Source organism: Nostoc sp. ChiQUE02 (genome assembly GCF_034531305.2).
In the GTDB taxonomy this organism is placed as follows: Bacteria; Cyanobacteriota; Cyanobacteriia; order Cyanobacteriales; family Nostocaceae; genus Nostoc.
Genome location: NZ_JAVRBN020000026.1, coordinates 47,563 through 60,182, shown reverse-complemented (window position 1 = coordinate 60,182; position 12,620 = coordinate 47,563). Strand labels below are relative to the sequence as shown.

Annotated in this window: 12 protein-coding genes; 11 read left to right on the top strand and 1 reads right to left on the bottom strand. The window is 42.3% G+C overall.

Annotation, left to right across the window (positions count from 1 at the left end; all coding sequences use genetic code 11):
* The first annotated feature begins 287 nt into the window (after positions 1 to 287).
* From RM347_RS23805 to RM347_RS23770, 8 genes are all read left to right on the top strand, one after another.
* Positions 288 to 656: a Crp/Fnr family transcriptional regulator gene (locus RM347_RS23805; RefSeq protein ID WP_322716822.1), complete on the top strand. Its 369-nt coding sequence runs from the start codon at positions 288 to 290 to the stop codon at positions 654 to 656.
* A gap of 321 nt (positions 657 to 977) precedes the next feature.
* Positions 978 to 1,343, top strand: coding sequence for a Lin0512 family protein (locus tag RM347_RS23800; protein ID WP_322716823.1), 366 nt, complete (start codon positions 978 to 980; stop codon positions 1,341 to 1,343).
* 169 nt (positions 1,344 to 1,512) lie between these two features.
* Positions 1,513 to 2,871 (top strand): Rieske 2Fe-2S domain-containing protein, encoded by a 1,359-nt coding sequence (locus RM347_RS23795; RefSeq protein ID WP_322716824.1) that lies wholly within the window; start codon positions 1,513 to 1,515, stop codon positions 2,869 to 2,871.
* Between the two features lie 212 nt (positions 2,872 to 3,083).
* Positions 3,084 to 3,422: a hypothetical protein gene (locus RM347_RS23790; protein WP_322716870.1), complete on the top strand. Its 339-nt coding sequence runs from the start codon at positions 3,084 to 3,086 to the stop codon at positions 3,420 to 3,422.
* Positions 3,423 to 3,587: 165 nt separating this feature from the next.
* A complete protein-coding gene (locus tag RM347_RS23785) occupies positions 3,588 to 4,772 on the top strand; it encodes an AbrB family transcriptional regulator (RefSeq protein ID WP_322716825.1) in 1,185 nt (394 codons plus the stop codon).
* A 124-nt stretch (positions 4,773 to 4,896) separates the two neighbouring features.
* A complete protein-coding gene (locus tag RM347_RS23780) occupies positions 4,897 to 5,712 on the top strand; it encodes a DUF1838 domain-containing protein (protein WP_322716826.1) in 816 nt (271 codons plus the stop codon).
* Positions 5,713 to 5,755: 43 nt separating this feature from the next.
* Positions 5,756 to 5,917 carry a hypothetical protein gene (locus tag RM347_RS23775; RefSeq protein ID WP_322716827.1) on the top strand — a complete coding sequence of 54 codons (162 nt, stop codon included), beginning with the start codon at positions 5,756 to 5,758 and terminating at the stop codon, positions 5,915 to 5,917.
* Positions 5,918 to 6,232, top strand: coding sequence for a GNAT family N-acetyltransferase (locus tag RM347_RS23770; protein WP_322716871.1), 315 nt, complete (start codon positions 5,918 to 5,920; stop codon positions 6,230 to 6,232).
* Positions 6,233 to 6,305: 73 nt separating this feature from the next.
* Here RM347_RS23770 and glsA read toward each other — a convergent pair whose 3' ends face one another.
* Positions 6,306 to 7,277 carry a glutaminase A gene (gene glsA / locus RM347_RS23765; RefSeq protein WP_322716828.1) on the bottom strand — a complete coding sequence of 324 codons (972 nt, stop codon included), beginning with the start codon at positions 7,275 to 7,277 and terminating at the stop codon, positions 6,306 to 6,308.
* Between the two features lie 888 nt (positions 7,278 to 8,165).
* Between glsA and RM347_RS23760 the strand changes: the two genes are divergently transcribed.
* The 3 genes from RM347_RS23760 to RM347_RS23750 all read left to right on the top strand — a co-directional run bounded on the left by RM347_RS23760 (position 8,166) and on the right by RM347_RS23750 (position 12,181).
* Entirely contained in the window at positions 8,166 to 9,266 is a 1,101-nt protein-coding gene (locus RM347_RS23760) for a septal ring lytic transglycosylase RlpA family protein (RefSeq protein WP_322716829.1), read from the top strand.
* A gap of 202 nt (positions 9,267 to 9,468) precedes the next feature.
* The gene (locus tag RM347_RS23755; protein ID WP_322716830.1) at positions 9,469 to 11,073 is read left to right on the top strand and encodes a bifunctional pantoate--beta-alanine ligase/(d)CMP kinase; all 1,605 of its coding nucleotides are present in this window, start codon (positions 9,469 to 9,471) and stop codon (positions 11,071 to 11,073) included.
* A 505-nt stretch (positions 11,074 to 11,578) separates the two neighbouring features.
* Positions 11,579 to 12,181, top strand: a complete 603-nt coding sequence (locus tag RM347_RS23750) for a superoxide dismutase (RefSeq protein ID WP_322716831.1) — start codon at positions 11,579 to 11,581, stop codon at positions 12,179 to 12,181.
* Positions 12,182 to 12,620: the final 439 nt, after the last annotated feature.

Genomic DNA, 12,620 nt, shown 5'->3' with positions numbered 1-12,620 from the left:
TTTATCAATTATAGAAGATGACCTGATAACCAAAATTCCCTATTTGAACGTGAGTTCGATAAACCTCTCCCTACCTTGAATTTTCGTTCAAGTCTCTCCCTCTCCGACTCGGAGAGGGACGGTTTTGCCTAGTAAAACCAGGGAGAGGTTTCTAGGCGATTCGGGAACTAATCAGGAATTTTGCGGAGGTTGAGAGTTAACCAACAGAAAGTAGTATACTTTTCTGGGTTCGCGTAAAGCTATCCAAAAGTTTCGTCTAAAAACCAAGAATTTTGGGGTTGCTCTAAATGTTAAGTCCTGTAGTCACAGTCAGTATCTTTCAAAAACAACCCGACCCTAAAGGATTTTCAGCAGGTCAAGTCATCTTTGAAGAAGGACAGTCTGGTGATAATATGTACGGCATTGTGGAAGGAGAGGTAGATATATTAGTCAATGGCAAAGTTGTAGAAACCATTGAGACGGGCGAAGTTTTTGGTGTTGGGGTACTTGTAGGAGTAAAAAATAGAACTTATACAGCTATTGCCAAGGTGGACAGCAAACTTGCTTTCGTTGATGAGAAAGGGTTTCTCTTTGCCGTTCAGGAAACACCCATGTTTGCCCTAAAGGTGATGAAAAGTTACTCAGAGCGTCTGAGCCGCTTGCAGCATATGGTGTGAAGCAGGCAGTTCTTGCTGGAGGGTGCAATGAGCATGTGTGGCTCTCATTGCAGGACTCTAGGTGAAGGTTCTCGTAGAGAAGGGATGCAGCAATACGGTTTGGTTAAGCCCAAAAAATAAAAATGTGTAGGTTGGGTTGAGGAACGTAACAAGATCCCCCAGGGTAACCCAACTATTACAGGGTTTGTTGGGTTTCACTTCGTTCAACCCAACCTACAAATATTCTTAACCAAACCGTAGAGAAGGGATGCACTATTGCAAGTGAGCCTCCAGCCCTCTGCTTTTCTTGGTGAAAGATGCACAATTATAGCGGAGGTAGCAATGGCACGTAAACGATTGATTATTGAGATGGGGATGGGAATAGATCAACATGGACAAGAACCGACAGTAGCAGCATCTAGGGCAGTACGAAATGCGATCGCTCACAATGCTTTACCTGGTGTTTGGGAAGTCGCAGGTTTAAGTCACCCCAATGAAATGATTATAGAAGTTCAGGTGGCAGTGCCATATCCAGAACAAGTTAGGGAAGAAGAGGTACTAGCTGTATTACCATTTGGTCGAAAAACTCTCACCGTAGAATCTGGAGGGATGGTAGTTCAAGGGCGGGCTATTCCCGAATTCAATGATAAAAATGATGAAATGTTGATTGCGATCGCTGCTGTTACAGTTCTGATCGAAAATGAGTAGCTGAGGTAAAAGCTACAACATTTAGTTAATCAAATTTCGTATCTAAATAGGAACATTTCGGTGTATTTACATTGTTAATTTTTGAAGTTTCACCCTAAAAAAATTCTATCTCTGGGACTAATAATTTGCTGATTCAAAAGTATAAAATTATAGAAACCTGGAGAGAACTATGTCATTAGAAACAGAGACACTACAGGCGACACCACCAACTTCTACTTTTGAAACACTTGAGGAGAAGCAAGAATTTCACTGGAGGCAATGCTGGTATCCCGTCACTTTTGTGCAAGACTTGCCTGCCAACCGCCCTCATAGCTTTTCCTTGTACGATGAACCTTTGATTTTGTTCAAAAACCAAGATGGACAATTGATCTGTTTAACAGATCGTTGTCCTCACCGTACAGCGAAACTTTCTGACGGACAAATTATTGACGGCAAAATTGAGTGTTTATATCACGGTTGGCAGTTTGGCAGTGATGGTGAATGTGTGCACATTCCCCAATTACCAGCAGATGCAAAAATTCCAGTCAATGCTTGCGTGCCATCCTTTAAGGTTGTGGAACGCCAAGGCATGATTTGGGTATGGGCTGGCGAAAAAGAAACTGCTGTTGATGAAAATATCCCAATTCTGCCAGATTTAGATAAGCCAGGATTCGTGCGTGCAGACTTTATATTGGATCTGCCTTATGACCAAACATATTTAGTAGAGAATGTCATCGATCCGGCTCATGTTGCTATTAGCCATCATGGCACTAGGGGGGGTAGTAATCGCAAAAATGCTCAACCGCTAGAAATGGAAGTGCTAGAGAGTTCGGTTCAGGGGATTCGAGGTCAGTGGCGGGGAATTAATAAATCAAATGAAGCTTGGAAGTATATTGATTTTGTTGCTCCAAATCTGGTGCTGAACACTGCTTATATTGAAGACCGAGGCTGGACATTTGGACTAGCTTTGTATTCAATTCCTTTAGGTAAAGGGCGATGCCGTCTTTTAGCTAGAGGTTATCGTAATTTCATGACTTGGGGAGTCAAGCTGAGACCTCGCTGGCTCGATCACTTAAATACCAACAAAATATTGGAGCAGGATTTGCCTCTTCTGGCAGGACAACAGGCACAAATTGAGCGCTTGGGAACAAGTCTCAAAGAACTATATTTGCCGCTGAAAACATCTGACATCTTAGTGGTTGAGTACCGGAAGTGGCTAGATACATTTGGGTCATCTTTGCCTTTTTATCAAGGCTATTCCACATGGAAAAATGTTGAGAATGGCGAGCTGAATTCAAAGCCAGTTTTGCTAGACAGATTCACGCGACACACACTTATTTGTAGTTCTTGCAATCGAGCTTATAAAGTTACAAATAGGGTCAAACAAAGTTGTATAGGGGTAGCGATCGCTCTAGCTGCGGTAGGGATACTTGCGGTTGATTATAAAATTAGAATCGCAGCAATATCACTTTCTGTCGCAGCAGTTGTAATGTCCGCTATGGCTGATACACTTAAAACTCACTTTGAGCATTCCTACACTCGTCACTAAAATAGGGACTGGGGACTGAATTCTTGTTATCAGTATTTAATACTTAGTACCCAATACCCAGTCCCCAGTCCCCAATCCCCAATCCCCAATCCCCCCCTTTATCCTCTTCGGTCATGATGAAGTTAGCGGCTCTGCGCTAAAGTAAAAATATTGGGATAAAAATCTCTGGCAGTAAGTTCAATACACCCCTAATCTTTACCACTGCGGCGATGATGTCTCAAGAGCATAACGAATCACTCCAAATTCAGGAGATCACCAAACTCAAACCGAAACACTTTGCTGATTTAGTCAGATCGGCACAATTGATTTTTGACCCCACAGCAGGAGTTTCGGGAAGAAATATCACAGTTGACTGGGAACAATTCGGAATTCCCCATGATGTGGCAGACAATCTCAAATCACTTGGTCAGCAGTACCAATATGCATCTCCTCACATCCCTGTTGAAGTCATTTGGAGTAAATTAACTCCAGAAACTCGTATTTGGTTCGTTAAAAATAAAGATCGGTTGTGGCAGCTTGAGGAAGCTTTCCCAGCCCTTGACGAAGATTAAACGGCTGAACCATTGAAAGGAATACAAATTATTTGTAGGGGCACAATTGCGGTTGTGCCCCTATCCTCTCTCTATAGCGATTCTTGTGTAAATTGAGAACTGGGTCTCTTATGCGATCGCATTAGCTTAAGTACATAAGTTAAATTAATAAAAAAGCCTGTATAGATGAATCAAAGCCTAAGTGTTGCTCCCAGCCTGGAAGAACACACTCATGAAAATCCTGTTGTTAGCAAACAACAGCTATTTACGAAGCAACTAATTGTCCTTGTCTTGGAAATGCTTCTGGCATTACCTCTGGGTTTACTCCTGGCAAAGTTCCAAATTGGCAGGATTGCCTGGATATTTGGCGGGATTGCCGCTGGTACAGTGGTTCTTCAAGGGTGTCGAATTCTTTATCAATATTCCCCCAAACCTAACCGCACTGCAAGAAAAGTGGGAATGGCACTTGTAGGCTTAACTGTCGGCGCTTCCAATGCCCACGGTAATCTAGCTAGTGTTGCTTCTGGTATTCCCATATTTATTTTTCTTACTTTGTTTTTGCTGCTGAGTGGAAGCTGTATTGGTTATATTTACTCTCGCCTCAGCAAAACTAACCTGTTGACATCAATGCTGGCTACAGTTCCTGGTGGTGTAGGAATTATGGCAGCGATCGCCGCCGATTACAACAAGAATGTTAGCTTGGTTGCCCTAGTTCAGGCGATTCGCGTCACCTCAGTAGTTGTTCTAATTCCCTTTATCGCGAAGACATCAGCTGGTAATTACTATCCGCAAACACTCCCAATCAACGGTGCTTGGCTCAATTTCGATCCATCTCAACTAGAATTACTTCTGTTAGTACTGCTAATCACTGGATTAGTAGTTTATCCAGCTATATTATTTAAAATTCCCGCTGGCGATTTCTTTGGTGCATTGTTGATTGGTATCGGGTTTAATCCTTTGCTACATTGGCTGCCTTTTGTGGGTGATATTAGCTTTAATCCGCCGCCTTTAATTAACTTATTTGGTCAAATGCTCCTGGGAATTACTATTGGTGAGTATTGGGGAGACAAACCCAACTTTAGAAAGCGGACTATCGGCTATGCCTTGATGTCTGTAGGGATGACCCTCGTAGCCGGAGCGATCGCTGCTATACTTGCGATGCAATTAACTTCTTGGGACTGGTTAACCTGTCTTTTAGTCACAGCACCAGGAGGATCGGCAGAAATGATCCTAGTTTCTCTAGCATTGAATCATAATGTTGAAATTGTCACAACTGGTCATTTAGTGCGACTAATTGCGATTAATAGTTCCCTGCCTCTTTGGGTGTTCTTGTTTCGCTGTCTGGATGAGCAAGTTTCTGAATCAGTTTAATTGATAAAGGTATTGGGCATTGGACATGGGACAAATGACTAATGACAAATGACTAATGACAAAGATGCAACTTGAATGCTGGTTAGCTTATTCTTTTGTTATCCAGATACTAAGGATGCTTTAGATGGTTGCCCAAATCCAAGAACTCGAAGCCCAACACTGGGTTAAAACTCGTTCTTCCCTCGACCCTAGCGAATCCACTTTCCTGATTTGGAAAGGTAAAATTTACGCCTTTATCCCCGGTGAGAAAAGACAACTCCTGTTTAAGATGCTGGGATTGAGTGTTAGCCGATGTATTCCCACAGCAGAAGGTAGTTGGGATTTTACTTCCAGGGAACTAACTTACTACCTCAACCCAAAAACAGATGAAGTTTTATCCAAATGGGAGAATCCTTGGACAGGCGAGACAGTTCCGGTGATTCACGTTGCCAATAATCCAGTGCAGGGAAGATTTGAGGGAAATTTTCCCGCACAAGTTGATGGTGATAGCACAACTTTCGTTTTTGATATATTTCCCTATTACCCCAATCCCCTAGCAGACGATCGCAAATTTGCCGAATACAGTCCAAATCCAATTTATCAGGCAGCGGAATTATTTAAATTAACAGTGCCAACCGCAGATTTATTCAACACAGCCCTCTCCTCAGTTTCTCAACTCAAACTAAGTTGGGATCGGATTGGTCAATGGCTTCCCTGGATGAAAATGGGCGATCGCCCCGGTCAACTGATTTACAGTGCTGTCGGCAGCAAAGTCAATGGTTTAACAGAACTGCCCCCAGTGCTGCAAGATGAGATTAATAACCGTATTCCTCTATATAAACAAGCCCCAAAAGGATTAATAGATGGGGAAGATATGACTTCCTGGTTGTACTTCCAAAAGCACTTTCAAGCTTACTTGGCTGGTGAAATCTTCCCGCTTCCCCAAGCAGAGGAATTGTAAACTAGCTGGAAAGAACTATCGAACTCTTGCCAGGAGACAGCTGATGGCGATCCGAGAAGCAAACTTAGCCGACTACAGCAACTTAATGGCGGCAGAGTTTCTGGCAGGTTTATCCTATGAAGAACGAGAGACAAAATGGATAAAAATTTTAAGCAATATAGCTCAGGATAATTTCACATATATTGCTGAGGATGAAATTGGATAAATAGTTGGTTTTGCCAGTGGAGGTCAAGAGAGGACAGGCGATCGCCTTTATCAAGGTGAGTTGTACGCTATCTATATTCTGGAGAAGTACCAGCGCCAAGGTTTAGGATATTGCCTGGTTTCCACCATAGCAACAAGGTTACTCCAGCCAGGTATTAGTTCAATGTTAGTGTGGGTTTTAGATGATAACCCCGCCTCCCGATTTTATCAAAGCCTTGGTGGTCAACAGGTATACCAAAAGCAAATCGAGATTGCTACAGTGCAACTGGTTGAGGTTGCATACGGTTGGACGGACACGCGAAGAGGGATTATTTAAAATTTGGCGATCGCTAAATTGGGGATTGGGGACAAGCGGATAAGGTAACTAGGAAAATAACCCAATGCCCAATTCACTCTTGACCAGAACAATCAAATAAATGTAAACCTAACCGTTGGGAAAGTTCTTCACACACTTTGACTCCCCGTACACTGTTACCACGCACATCCAGCAGTGGCGAAAAAACTCCAATGCCCATCTTATTGGGTACAACCGCGATAATCCCACCACAAATACCACTTTTCGCCGGAATCCCAATTTTGTAAGCCCACTCACCGGCAAAGTTGTACATTCCGCAGGTGTACATCACACTCAAAATATCTTTGATGTAACGCTTATCTACCGCCTGTTCTTTGGTGATGGGATTAATACCTCTGTTAGCAAGGGTAGCCGCCATCACCGCTAAGTCTTGGCAATTCACCATCACAGCACACTGCTGAAAATAAAGATCGAGTGACTCTTCAATATTCGGGTCAATCATGCCAAAGTTGAGCATCAGATGCGCCATTGCGCGGTTGCGATGTCCTGTACTGCGTTCTGAGGTAAAAACTGAAATGTCAACGAACACGTCGTGGCCAATATATCGCTTGAACATATCCAGCATCCGATTGAGGCGTTCGGTGGGACCGGAACCTTTAATTAAGCTGGTGGTAGCGATCGCACCTGCATTTACCATTGGATTATAAGGTCGCTTCGATTGCTCATCTAAAACGATCGCGTTGAATGCATCTCCCGTCGGTTCTACGCCAACTCTAGTCAAAACGTAATCCAGTCCATGATCTTCTAAGGCAAGTCCATAAGCAAACACCTTAGAAATTGACTGAATGGTAAAGAGTTGGTCGTAATCCCCAACTTTGTAAACCTGACCATCTACTGTGACAATGCAAATGCTGAACAAATCCGGGTTTACCTTTGCTAGTTCTGGAATGTATTTCGCTACTGCACCCTCGCCCAGGAACTTGTACTGAGAATGCAAATCTTTAAGAACAGCTAATAATGGCGATGAATCTATTTCTAAATCTCTTTGATTTACTTGGCTTGTCATTATGCTGATAGCATTCCCCAAAATACTCACTATATATAGTAGGGGTACAGGCGTACATACTTACAGCCGCAAAGATTTTGGAAAAGATAGCTTGCTCTAAAAAATCATCTTTGAGCAATTACTTAGTACCAAAAATGCCTGTTGTTGTTTTTGATACCAACAAAAATTGATCTACAAGCGATCGCGAAGATTTTCTAATTTCTTCATCATTAATCACAAAAAATATTAAGTTGAGTATCTTTCTTTTTTTTATACTCAGTAATACGGTAATTGAAAGTTATATTTGTCACTTCTCTACGTTGAGTCATGGGGAATAAAAGTCATGATTAATCTCAGTAGAAAAAACATCTTAAACTCAAACTAATTTGCATAATCATTTTAGATGTAACTCATATCACGGCTTATTTATAGGGAAATTTAAATATTTAATTAAATAAACGATTTTAAGTATTTATGCCGATGCTATTTAATTAAAGTTATATTATCTTCTTATAGGAAATAGTAAAAATACATGTTATCTAGAATACACGAGTAGTAGTGAGCCTTTAGAACAGAAGTCAATAGGGTGTCGTCACTTTGGCGTGCAACAAGCGTAAAGTTTTTTTAAGAAATTTTTGAGTTGCAGAAAAAAGCGTTACATAGCCAAAGTCCGCCTTTGAGAAAGGTTTCACCCTTAAATTTGGAACTTTAATTTGATTAAGCAGTCGATAATTACGCTAAAACCCTGATCCCCAAGCCAAAAGGTTCGTGTTAGTCTGTTGCAGTTATAAATAACAAAGTGAAAACGGAACGAGTTCGAGTTTATTCAGAAGGGAAATAACTTTCACGAGTGAAAAATCCCGCGAGTTATAAAACTTTAAGTTCTACAGTCGCTTTAAAAACGGACGCATGAATCAAAGACATTTGTGGATTATTGTTGCCCTGTCTATGGCTGCTTTGGGCATACCCTCAGTCGGTTGTACTCAAACCACCAAGGGAAATGCGCTAGCTTCCCAAAAATCACCTGCCCCTGATGTGGTGAAGGTGGGAGAGTACCAATCCAGAGCAGGGAAACAAACCTTGGATGCTGTGATTACAGAAATTCATCCTCACAACATTGGAGGACGTAAGGCGGCAACCCTTTTTATCCGAAATATACCTGTTCTAACCTTTTTGAGTTCTGTATCAAATACGAGTCTTGAAACTAAAAAAGTTGGTGCAATTGGAAATACTGGGGGCGTACAATCGTACGCCCTTATTGCTAGCAATTCACCACAGGCAGTGAGTACTGGTAACGCAACCGATGTGAGTAACCAGAGTAGCTCCGGTGACAATGACCCGGTTCAGATAGCTGGTGTAATAGCAGCTAAGATCAACCAGTTGAATCGGGAAAATGTGGACGGGAGTAAGATTACCGTAAGTTGGAAAGCAGGGGAAAAATCGACTGCCAATCAAGCGCAAAACAAAAGCGCCCCCCTCCAGCAAAATGGCGATCGCTATGTAATCAAAATTAATGGCGAAGAATTGGTCGAAATCAACGAAGGTACGCGACTAGCAGATACCACAAATAATCTGGCGCAAGATGCATTGCAAGCAACCAATCGCCTGCGGAGGCTAATGGGCAATGCATCTCCCCTAAAAGAGATTGCGAATTTACCAGTACGTCAAATATCAATACCAAAGCTACCCCAACAGATTGCCGTTGGAGTAGTGCGAACCACTTTGAGAGGCATGGCTTCTTATTACGGCTATGACGGTTCTGGTACTCAGACTGCAAGCGGCCAGAGATTCAATCCAGAAGGAATGACTGCCGCTCATCGCAGCTTACCCTTTGGTACGCAAGTCCGTGTAACTAACACCCGCAACGGTCGTTCTGTAGTGCTGCGAATTAATGACCGAGGCCCATACATTCGGGGTCGGGTCATTGACGTATCTGCTGGCGCAGCTCGAATTTTGGGAATGATGGGCAGTGGCGTGGCACCAGTGCATATTGAAGTTTTGGGTAAATAATCATTAGGGAGTAGAGAGCAGAAGAGGAGGGAGCAAGGGAGAAGAGTTTTCCCCTCTGCACCCTGCCCCCCGCGCCTTTGTCTCTTTTCAATGCCCAATTCCCAGTTCCGTATCACTTAATTCCCCTAGTTCAATCATCTCTTCCCTCTATTTCAGATATAAACTAACGGGGGAGGGATCGATAAAAACTAGGGGTATTTTTGTGCGCCTGCTGACAACAGTCGCAGCTTTACGCTGCTATTTAACTAAACGCTGCTCAGAAAACCAGCTGATTGCGGTTACTGAGGATCTGAGACTAGATGAGATGACTGGCTGGTATCAGACGGCAGTCGGTCTGGTGCCAACGATGGGAAATTTACATCAAGGTCATTTAAGCTTGATTCAACGGGCGCGGCAAGAAAATTCGACGGTGATTGTTAGTATTTTCGTCAATCCCCTGCAATTTGCTCCTAACGAAGATTATCAACGTTATCCTCGCACCTTAGAGCAAGACCAACAACTTTGCGAACAAGCTGGGGTAGATGCCATTTTTGCGCCAACTCCGGAAGAAATGGCAGTTCCCCAGAAGAGTATACAAGAATCAAAAGTTACACAAGTTATCCCCCCATCTGCTATGATAACAGGCTTGTGTGGTCGTTCTCGGCTAGGTCACTTTCAGGGTGTCGCTACGATTGTGACCAAACTTTTCAACTTGGTACAGCCTGACCGTGCCTACTTTGGTCAAAAGGATGGTCAGCAACTGGCAATTATTAAACGCTTAGTAGCTGACTTAAATTTGCCAGTAGAAATTGTTGCTTGTCCAACAGTGCGGGAAGCGTCGGGTCTTGCTTTTAGTTCTCGTAATCAATATTTGACTGCAACGGCAAAAGAACAAGCAGCGGCATTATATTGCGGCTTGCGACGAGCTGAAGCTGCATTCATTGCAGGCGATCGCAATAGCAACAAGTTGATAGCAGTGGTACAGCAAGAAGTGGCAATGGTCAGCACGGTCTCAGTGGAATATATTGAATTGGTTGAACCGACTACGTTGATGTCTTTAGAAAAAGTTGAGGAGGAAGGAATGTTGGCGATCGCAGCTCGTCTTGGTGCTACACGTTTGATTGACAATATTATATTGCGCGATCGTCAACCGATCATTGCCATTGATGGCCCAGCCGGTGCTGGAAAATCCACAGTGGCGCGTCAAGTGGCAGCAAACCTGAGCTTAGTGTATTTAGATACAGGAGCAATGTACCGTGCTGTCACTTGGTTAGTACTGCAAAAGGGTATTGCCATTGATGATGAGTGTGCGATCGCTGAATTAACTAACCAGTGTAAAATTGAACTTACTCCTACCCAGGATTTACAATCGTCCGTGCGGGTTTGGATTAACGGTACTGATGTTACCCAGGCAATTCGCACCATTGAGGTAACATCTCAAGTATCTGCGATCGCGGCACAAAACGCTGTACGCCAAGCACTTGTTAAACAACAGCAAAACTGGGGTAAAAAGGGTGGATTAGTAGCTGAAGGTCGGGACATCGGCACTCATGTATTCCCCGATGCCGAAGTGAAAATCTTTTTAACCGCTTCTGTGAGTGAACGCGCCCGTCGCCGCCAGGAGGATTTTAACAAACAAGGTCAACCTGAGATAAGTTTAGAGCAGCTGGAACGGGACATTGCCGAACGTGACTGGAAAGATAGTACACGCAAAGTTTCCCCTTTGCAAAAAGCAGCGGATGCGATTGAAGTTCAGACAGATGGTCTGAATATTTCTGAAGTCACAGCACAAATTGTTAACTACTACCAGCAGCGTTTATCTCAGTAGTAATTACCGCTATTTGCTGTTGTTTTTTAGTTCAAAAGGGTGGTGCGTGAGTGATTATTCACTTACCATCCTTAAAACTGCATTTAAAAACAAAATAGGTAATTTGGCTATTGGCTGTCTTTATTGAAAATCAAGCTTTGTTCTAGCAATTTTAAATTATTTAATACTTAAATCATCTTACTTTCGACTGATTTTCACATTGCAATTAATCTTACTAAAGATAGAAGTATGAAAGCTTTAATTGTTAAATGCTAATTATTTATCGGTTTATAGAGATGAAATATTAGCCATTTTTATTTATAGTCGTGAAGTCATAGTGATTTGGCTTATCATCGAAGTACTTTCTTCCCATCTTCACTTTATCTTCACTTTGGTAGTAGAATGACGATGTTAAGTTTTATGTTCCATCATTAAAGACATAAAACCTTAAAAATAAAAGCTGTTAATTTTCCAAGCTTCTGCAATAGCTTGAAACTGGAAACCGGTAAAGAGAGGATTTCACACAATGGTATTTGTACAAGACCCACTACCCTTCGACAAGAATGCTCTAGAGCCATATGGCATGAAAGCTGAAACTTTGGAGTATCACTATGGCAAGCATCACAAAGCTTATGTAGACAACCTCAACAAGCTCACTGAAGGTACAGAACTTGCTGATAAGTCTCTGGAAGAGGTGATCAAAATTTCCTTCCAAGACTCCTCTAAGGCGGGAATCTTCAACAATGCTGCTCAAGTTTGGAACCACACCTTCTTCTGGAATTCCTTGAAACCAAATGGTGGCGGCACACCCACTGGCGATCTCGCAGCCAGGATTGATAAAGATTTTGGTAGCTTCGACAAATTAAAGGAAGAGTTCTCTAACGCAGCTGCGACTCAATTTGGCAGTGGTTGGTCTTGGCTGATTGATGATGGTGGTACGCTGAAGGTGATCAAAACACCAAATGCAGAAAACCCTCTAGCTCATGGTAAGAAGGCACTCCTAACCTTGGATGTTTGGGAACATGCCTACTACATTGACTACAGAAATGCCCGTCCAGCGTTCATCAAGAACTTCTTAGATAACTTGGTTAACTGGGACTTTGCTGCTGAAAACTTGGCTAAAGCTTAATCAACTGTCAGTCTTAAATTGGTTGTGGCTTTTAATAGCTGTGTAAAGCAAAGATAACCAGTTAATTTATCAATAATTACCAGCAGTCACGAGTAGTATCGTGGCTGTTTTTGATTGGCTAGGCATATAGCCGATCTGGTGGGATATCCTGAGTAAGTCCGCAGCAACACTGGTTTAGATTAAAAAATTAATTAAAAATTTTACTTAAGTAAATGGGCATGAATAATAAAAGGTTTGTACTAAGGGTTTCAGATATCAAAATAGGGCTGAAACCTTTACTCATAGCTAATTTGATTATTTTATATTGCGTAACATAGTTTGATTTATTCCTGCCTACTTACTTAAGTATAAAAAACCTGATATTTTAACGTCTATGTGTCACGAGATACAAAAAAAATTCAAATTCGAGAGTGGAGCAGTAATGCTTCAACTCTTGAGA

Coding starts and splice junctions, on each gene's coding strand:
- RM347_RS23805 (WP_322716822.1), top strand. CDS start 288: ATGTTAAGTCCTGTAGTCACAGTCAGTATCTTTCAAAAACAACCCGAC.
- RM347_RS23800 (WP_322716823.1), top strand. CDS start 978: ATGGCACGTAAACGATTGATTATTGAGATGGGGATGGGAATAGATCAA.
- RM347_RS23795 (WP_322716824.1), top strand. CDS start 1,513: ATGTCATTAGAAACAGAGACACTACAGGCGACACCACCAACTTCTACT.
- RM347_RS23790 (WP_322716870.1), top strand. CDS start 3,084: ATGTCTCAAGAGCATAACGAATCACTCCAAATTCAGGAGATCACCAAA.
- RM347_RS23785 (WP_322716825.1), top strand. CDS start 3,588: ATGAATCAAAGCCTAAGTGTTGCTCCCAGCCTGGAAGAACACACTCAT.
- RM347_RS23780 (WP_322716826.1), top strand. CDS start 4,897: ATGGTTGCCCAAATCCAAGAACTCGAAGCCCAACACTGGGTTAAAACT.
- RM347_RS23775 (WP_322716827.1), top strand. CDS start 5,756: ATGGCGATCCGAGAAGCAAACTTAGCCGACTACAGCAACTTAATGGCG.
- glsA (WP_322716828.1), bottom strand. CDS start 7,277: ATGACAAGCCAAGTAAATCAAAGAGATTTAGAAATAGATTCATCGCCA.
- RM347_RS23760 (WP_322716829.1), top strand. CDS start 8,166: ATGAATCAAAGACATTTGTGGATTATTGTTGCCCTGTCTATGGCTGCT.
- RM347_RS23750 (WP_322716831.1), top strand. CDS start 11,579: ATGGTATTTGTACAAGACCCACTACCCTTCGACAAGAATGCTCTAGAG.